Source organism: Nitrosomonas eutropha (assembly GCF_003201195.1).
GTDB classification, from domain to species: domain Bacteria; phylum Pseudomonadota; class Gammaproteobacteria; order Burkholderiales; family Nitrosomonadaceae; genus Nitrosomonas; species Nitrosomonas eutropha.
The window spans coordinates 109,756-117,742 of the sequence record NZ_QICQ01000003.1; the positions used below are offsets into that span (position 1 = coordinate 109,756).

General features: G+C 51.9%; 5 protein-coding genes and 1 pseudogene. 5 read left to right on the forward strand and 1 reads right to left on the reverse strand.

The genetic code is table 11. The annotated features are described in order from the left end of the window. Positions 1–3 precede the first annotated feature (3 nt). Positions 4–2,697: a DEAD/DEAH box helicase gene (locus C8R14_RS02220; protein WP_011635200.1), complete on the reverse strand. Its 2,694-nt coding sequence runs from the start codon at positions 2,695–2,697 to the stop codon at positions 4–6. Between the two features lie 826 nt (positions 2,698–3,523). On the opposite strand from C8R14_RS02220, the gene C8R14_RS02225 reads away from it, so the two are divergent. The 5 genes and pseudogenes from C8R14_RS02225 to C8R14_RS02245 all read left to right on the forward strand — a co-directional run. Beyond that, entirely contained in the window at positions 3,524–4,645 is a 1,122-nt protein-coding gene (locus tag C8R14_RS02225) for an alkene reductase (RefSeq protein WP_011635201.1), read from the forward strand. 110 nt (positions 4,646–4,755) lie between these two features. Beyond that, positions 4,756–5,232 (forward strand): Rossmann-fold NAD(P)-binding domain-containing protein, encoded by a 477-nt coding sequence (locus C8R14_RS02230; protein ID WP_011635202.1) that lies wholly within the window; start codon positions 4,756–4,758, stop codon positions 5,230–5,232. A 34-nt stretch (positions 5,233–5,266) separates the two neighbouring features. Beyond that, a complete protein-coding gene (locus tag C8R14_RS02235; RefSeq protein ID WP_011635203.1) occupies positions 5,267–6,838 on the forward strand; it encodes a phosphoglucomutase in 1,572 nt (523 codons plus the stop codon). 35 nt (positions 6,839–6,873) lie between these two features. Next, a complete protein-coding gene (locus tag C8R14_RS02240) occupies positions 6,874–7,713 on the forward strand; it encodes a cation diffusion facilitator family transporter (RefSeq protein WP_011635204.1) in 840 nt (279 codons plus the stop codon). 114 nt (positions 7,714–7,827) lie between these two features. Further along, positions 7,828–7,987 (forward strand): annotated as a pseudogene (locus tag C8R14_RS02245) (IS481 family transposase); the annotation flags it as partial.

A 7,987-nucleotide genomic window follows, 5' to 3' on the forward strand; every position in this document is an offset into this window, starting at 1 on the left:
AAATCATCCCCCTGCTACATGAATATCCAGCTTCACCAGATCGAGCAATGCTTCATCGCTCATCTCAGTGAGATTGATTTCTCCGTTTCCTTCAACCACATCCTGTACCAGTTGTTGCTTGGCGTGGATCAGCTCGTCGATGCGTTCCTCAATGGTGCCACGACAAATAAATTTATGCACCAGTACATTTTTGTGCTGACCGATACGATAGGCACGATCAGTTGCCTGATTTTCCACGGCCGGATTCCACCAGCGATCAAAATGGACGACATGTGAAGCGGCCGTGAGATTAAGGCCTGATCCGCCCGCCTTGATGGACAGCACAAAAAATGGAACGCTTTCATCCTCCTGAAAACGCCTAACCAGTTCGCGTCGCCGGACTACCGGTGTTCCGCCATGCAGCACCAGCCCTTCTCGCCCGAACACGCTGCCAAGAAAGGCGGCCAGTGGTGCGGTGGTCTCCTGAAACTGCGTGAACACAAGCAACTTCTCCTGCCGGGCCGCCACTGTCTCGGCAATTTCGTGTAAGCGCGCAAATTTGCCGCTCTCTTCAGGTTTCCAGCCGCCATCGTTCAGCCATTGCGAAGGATGGTTGCAAATCTGCTTGAAACGCATTAAAAAAGACAACACCAATCCCCTGCGCTCAATACCTCCAACCGATGATCCCAGCGCACGAGCCAGCGCCTTTACCGCCTCCTGGTAATGGATCGCCTGCACTGTGCTCAGGGAACACCAGGCAGACAATTCGGTTTTGTCCGGCAGATCAGAAATGATGTGCCTGTCCGTCTTGAGGCGCCGCAGGATGTAGGGTGCAATCAGTGTGCGCAACGGCCCGAAATACCCTGTTTTCGATAGCCGTTTGGTAAACCTGGAAAAAACACGTTCCGAGCCTAGCAAACCGGGATGCGTAAAATCGAAAATCGACCAGAGATCGGAAAGCCGATTTTCTACCGGCGTGCCGGTCAACGCAATACGCGCATCAGCCTTGAGTTTTTTCACCTCACGTGTCTGTTTAGCTGCCGGATTCTTGATCACCTGTGCCTCATCAATCACGACCAGTCGCCAGCTCACCTCCCTCAATTTTGGTAGTCGCGGCAGCGTGCCATAAGCCGTCACCACCAAATCGACACCAGTCAATTGTTGCGCATCCAGTGCCTGCAATGCCTCGCGCGTCATTCCCGAAGGATGAGCCAGCACACAACGCAGATCGGGTGCAAAACGCGCCGCTTCCTGCATCCAATTGGCCAGCAGGGAAGCCGGTGCAACGAGCAGACTAGGACGCGCAGTGAGTGTGCCATCTGTCCCGTCCCGCTTGAATAAAAGTAACAGCGCCAGCACCTGGATAGTCTTACCCAGCCCCATGTCATCGGCCAGGCAGGCACCCAACCCGAGACGGGTGAGAAACGACAACCAGCGCACGCCCTCCTGCTGATAGGGGCGCAGTATCGCATTGAGCGCAGGGCCGGGATCCACGGTAGCCAGCGTACCAGGTGCCCGCAGACCACGCAATGTTTTGGCCAACCACGGCCCTGCCGCAAGTTCCGCCCAATCCGGATCCGGTGCTTCTTCGTCGAGTGTCGCGCCAGCAAGCAAGCGCATGGCCTCCGCCAGCCGCAAGCCGTCCGCCGCACCGGCCTCGATTTCCCGGAAACGATCGATGACGTGCGAGAGTTGCTTGCGATCCACCTCAATCCACTTACCACGTATCCATTGCAAACCGTCAGCACCAGCCAGCATGGCGCGAATCTCCTCGGCCGTCAGCGGTTCTCCGTTGATCGTCACATCCATACGGAAATCGAGTAGTGCGTCCAACCCCAGACGGGAAGGTGCACCGGCACCCAGAGCGGCGCGCACCCTGGGACGAGCCGGGCGTCCAGCCTGCCACTGAGCGGGCATGCGCACCACAATGCCGGCAGCCTCGATGCGTGGCAGATCGTCAAGAAGGCATATGGCATCCTCCACCTGCCAGCGCAAGGGATGATAAATCTCACCGGATTCGATCATTGCAGCGATCCATTCGCACTGCTCCGCCGCGCGCTGTATCGGCATCAGCAACGCGAGCAGCTGTGCCCTCTTGCGACTGCCGGAAAATTCGACAAGCGCCTGCGAAAGCGGCAAATGTTGCGCCTTGCCGTAAGTTGAGAGCCGCGTGGTATACGTTGCCAGGAAAGCAAACGGCATATCCGGATCCTTGCGGTTTTCGGCGAGATTAAAATACACGCGCCCAACCAGATTCCAGGCCGGATGCCGTACTTTCAGAAATTCCGCTAGCGATAATCCGCTGGCAGAACGCTCGCTTTCCAGCGCCGTACCAATTTCGCCCCACAGCGCAGCTAATATTTCCGGTGAGAGATATTCAGCACCAGGCATAGGCGGCACATCGAGAATCAGCGTCTCAAGTGTCAGCGTATCGGGTGGTGGGATTGTTCCTGCATCAGGCGCAACACACAGTGCGGTCAAGTAACGTACCGCGAAATCGCGCCAGTACGCCCACACTGGCGGCAGCGCCATGGCAACATACGCGCTTCCCAGCTGTAACAAGCCATGTCCCGCATCAACTGCAAAAGCTGCGACAACTTCTTCGGCTATTGCGACAGGTAATGATGACGCTTCCGGATCAGGCAGGCACGACAGACGACCGGCAGGAGTAAGTGACAAAGACAATGCAACAGTTGCAGATTTTGATCGGGTTGTCATGTTCTGTTGAATAGCTCCTTTCTACGGCCCTCATATATTTCTGCAAATCCCATCTTCCGATTTCTCGCAAGCACCCCGCTTGTTTCGTGTCCCATGGCGCCCCCAAAAACTGGATAAATCACGCGCAGTAAGCCTAGATGGTGTATTTGCTTGTTTGTTATGTTTGCTTATTTTATTTTTGATAATTGAAATAAGAATCATTACCATAACAGGCACTTAAATAGTACATTACGGATGTCGGTATAGCATCTGCTGAATCACAAAAACGTAAGGCCGGCAAACGTTCGGCTCCGACTATGAGCTAAAGAAGCAATAAAACCCCGCACCAGTTAATAGCTTCGTTTCTTCTCTCCGCTTCTACAACATAGACAAAACGGGCACTGCATTCTCCGCCCAAACCCCTTCTGATTACAAAGTAGGCCATCTCCCCATCGGACACCTCACCTGCAGCATAGACAATTTACCGAGGTTCCAATCAGCAAACACTTACTTGGCTGCTGAAAAAAAATGCATATTTTTGCATTTAATTTATTTTCCCAGCCAGATCTTTAAGCTTACCAATTTTGCGCCTCATAACCTGAAAATCATGCAATGTCAGCCATTTCCTCATTTTTTAGGACTTTGCTGCTATTTTTTGACTTTCAAGCGCATAAATGGGTACAACACTTGCAGTAATAACGCGCGCAACAAATATTCCGGTAAAATCAATAAGTAACCAGTATTCATAACGTACACCCGTCTCCAGACGTAGAATACTAAGAAATATATCGATAGCCTTCTTCAACCGCCTGCTGATGTTTTAATTCCCCCATCTCCGAGAAAAACCATGACTACCACACTTTTTGATCCGTTTGATCTTTCCGGTCTGCAACTGGCTAACCGTATTGTCATGGCGCCGCTGACACGCAACCGTTCACCCGGTGCTGTCCCGCAGCCCATCACTGCCACCTACTACGCACAGCGCGCCAGTGCCGGTCTGATCATCACCGAAGCAACGGCAATCTCTGCGCAAGGGCAAGGTTACGCCAACGTTCCTGGGCTTTATACGCAGCAAGCACTGGATGGCTGGCGCACCATAACCGATATCGTACACACCAGGGGTGGCAAAATTATTGTACAGCTGTGGCACGTTGGCAGAATTTCACACAATAGCCTTCAGCCGGATAACCAGCCGCCAGTAGCACCTTCCGCCATTCGGGCACAGAGCACAACCTACTTAATTGATGCCAATGGGCAGGGTAGTTTCGTACCCACTTCGCTACCGCGCGCACTGGCAGCCAGCGAACTGCCCGGCATTATTGATGATTACCGTCGTGCTGCGCGGGCAGCCATTGAAGTTGGCTTTGATGGTGTAGAGATTCATGCCGCCAACGGCTATCTGATTGATCAATTCCTGCGTTTGAGTTCCAACCAGCGCAGCGACAATTATGGCGGCAGCATTGAAAACCGTGCACGCTTCCTACTTGCAGTGGTTGAAGGGGTCATGGAAGAAGTGGGTGCAACGTGCCCTGCTGGGATCCGGCTATCACCCGTCACTCCCGTTTGTGATGTATTTGATCCTGAACCGCAACCACTATTTGAATATGTGGTACGCGGCCTTGCCAGGTATGCACTGTCTTATATCCACATTATTGAAGGAGCGACTGGCGGCGCCCGCGATCATCAACAGGGCAATACACCATTCGACTATGCCACCCTAAAGCAAGTTTACCGCGATGCCGGTGGCAAAGCCGCCTGGATGCTCAATAACAACTACGATCCTGCACTTGCCCGTCAGGCGATTGAAACCGGCCAGGCAGATCTGATCTCTTTTGGCCGCCTTTTCATCAGCAACCCTGATCTGGTTGAACGACTACGGAAAAATTCACCCTTAACCACACCCGACACCAGTACTTTCTATGGCGGCAATGAACATGGTTATACGGATTATCCTTTTCTGGACGCGTAGATTATCAAGAGAGTTAAACTGTAGAAGATCAAACCTGTAACACAAGCACATAATTTCGTAGCAAAAGCGCGCAAACAGGCGGATAGGGAAGAAACAGAGCGATCAAACTGGTGGATGCCATTGCCACCGCTGCCCTTGAGTACGATGCCGGCCAGATTCAGAGCCCGGAGTGCATGGTCGTGCCCTTTGGGATTGGTGGCGCAATGCTGAGCATGCCGGCCACCGCGCATGATATCGGGATTCACAAACTCGTGACTGTACAACCCGCAAACAAGGAGCGGCAACTGCCCACCATCCACGGCACAGTAACTGTGTGCGATACGGAAACCGGCAAACCCATCTGCCTGCTTGACGGCCCGGAGGTGACTGGACGGAGAACGGCCGCTGTCACGATGCTTGCAATCCGTACCTTCCTGAAGCAAGCGCCTCGTGAAATCCTGCTGATTGGAACAGATGTACAAGCGCGGCACCACGTTCAGGCGCTCTACGTACAGAAGGGGGCTTTGTATGAACAGGCCATGCCCGCGAGATCAAGCAGCCTGACATGTCGCTCTAAAGAGTCGACCTATAGCGAGCGCACAACATGACCTTTAATTTTAATGACTTCCAAAGGGGCACATATTGATTACCACATGGCTTAATGCATTTTATTCAATTCAACCTGATACATCTAATCCCGCGCAAAGGGTTAGCTTTGGCACGTCAGGGCATCGCGGCTCATCGCTTGCTGGCAGTTTTAATGAATTGCATATTCTCGCCATTGCGCAAGCTGTGGTGGATTATTGCCAGCAAGCAGATATCAGTGGGCCGTTGTTTCTCGGTCTAGATACCCATGCCTTATCGCGTCCAGCCTGGGATGTGGTGCTGCAGGTGTTAGTCGCCAATCAGATTGCTGTATTTGTCGCTACAGAGCGTGGCGTAACAGCAACGCCTTTGGTCAGTCGGGCGATTTTGGCGCATAACGCGCAGCACCCCACAGACTTGGCGGATGGCTTAATTATTACTCCATCGCATAACCCGCCTGAAGATGGCGGGATTAAATACAACACCCCTGATGGCGGACCCGCGGACAGTGATGTCACCGATTGGATTGAAGCGCGAGCCAATCAGTACTTGCAGAAGCAGTGTGCTGAGGTAAAGCGAATGGATTTGCAGGATGCCCTGAGTCAAGTGCAAGAATACAACTATGTTGCGCATTATGTGGCAGAGCTGGGGCAGGTGGTTGATTTGCCAGCGATTCGCCAGTCGGGCCTCAAATTGGGTGTGGATCCCATGGGTGGCACAGGCTTGCCGGTTTGGCAGGCGTTGGCACTTGATCCAGCGTTCAATATTACTGTGGTGAATACCAGCCAAGCAGCAGATTTTGCTTTTATGCCGCCTGATCACGATGGCCGTATCCGCATGGATTGTTCCAGTCCCGCTGCCATGGCTAATTTACTGAAGATTCGTCAACAGTTTGATCTGTCCTTGGCCAATGACCCAGATGCCGATCGGCATGGCATTGTGGATGCCGCTGGCTTAATGAATCCCAATCATTTTTTATGCGTATGTGTTGATTACTTATTAACCTATCGACCGCTGTGGTCTAAGTCATTGAAGATTGGCAAAACCTTGGTCACCTCATCTTTAATGGATCGCATTGTGGCAGCGCATGACCGTGAGCTGTATGAAGTGCCGGTGGGTTTTAAGTGGTTTGTTAAAGGCTTGCATCAAAGTTGGTTGGCCTTTGCCGGTGAGGAGAGTGCCGGTGCGAGTTTATTAACCTTTGACGGGCAAACCTGGACCACCGATAAAGATGGCATTGCGCTGTGCTTACTGGCTGCGGAAATTAGCGCAGTCACTGGCTTAACCCCATCGCAGTATTACGCCAAACTAACAGAGCAATATGGCCGTCCGTATTACCGCCGCATTGATGCACCGGCCACAGCCGAGCAAAAGGCGGTATTTAAAACTCTGACCGTTGCGCATATTACTGCCACAGAATTGGCCGGTGAGCCGATAGAGTTGGTGTTGCTCAATGCACCCGGCAATGGTGCGTCAATTGGTGGGATTAAAGTCTGCACCGAAAACGGCTGGTTCGCCGCCCGACCCAGCGGCACAGAAGCCCTGTATAAAATCTATGCAGAAAGTTTTATCAGTGAACAGCATTTGCAACAGTTGATTGATGAAGGACAGACGTTGCTTAATTTATAGGATATTTCTGTAGATTGCTTCTGTAGGTTGGTATCGTGCTTGATTCAGCGCAGCGTTTGCTCAATCCAGAAACCTTACTGCAGCCCACCCCCATTGTACTTTTGATTGCCGCGCTTTCGATTGTTGCCAACGAGGGCCTCTTTCACTACACCATACGCGCTGCGCGCAAGTTTAATTCAAGTTTGCTAACGGCCAATGCCTGGCATCACCGCTCCGATGCAATCTCCTCGATTGTCGTGTTGATCGGTGTGACTGGCAGCTTACTTGGCTTGCCTTACCTGGATGCCTTTGCTGCCCTTGGCGTGGCGTTAATGATCGGTAAAATTGGCTGGGATCAAACCTGGGCGTCTATTCGAGAGTTAATTGATACGGGCATGGAGCCAAAAGCTGCCGCGGCGTTAAAACGTATCATCGAGACGATTGACTGTGTGCGAGGTGTACATATGCTACGCAGCCGACGTATGGGCGGTGCTTATTTGATTGACGTACATATTGTTGTGAGCGAGCGTTTAAGTGTTTCTGAAGGCCACAGGATTGCGGAGTATGTGCGTTTGAAATTGATTGGCTCACATGAAAATATTACTAATGTCCTGGTTCATATTGATCCTGAAGATGATTCGGTCGCAGTATTGTGTGCGGACTTGCCGTTACGACGTGAGGTGCTGAGGGACTTGCGTAAGGCATGGGCTGCAGATTTTGATTCATTCAAGTTAGACGAGGTGACATTGCACTATCTAAACGGCAAAGTGCATGTGGATCTGGTCTGTACAGCCAATGCTGTCAATGCAAATGCTGGGCAATTAAGCCAACGATTACAAGAGCAGGCCGAGGTGCTTGATTATATTGGTGACGTACGGGTGTACAGGCAGTGTTAAGGAGTTAGTTAAACATAGTTGTTCAGTCCCGGAGATTGTATAGATAAAGCTCGTTATCTGTTTAGTCCCACGGTGTGCCGGTGTAACATATAACCAGCTACGGAGGGATGATTTATGGGACAGATATTACACGGAAGCGCCCGCACGACAGTGGCGGTGCGTCGAGCGATACAAAATAGTCAAGAGAGTCTGAATGTTCTGGCCAAGCGGCATGGGATTAATCCAAAAACGGTAGCGAAGTGGCGGAAGCGGGAATTCACCCACGATGCACCGA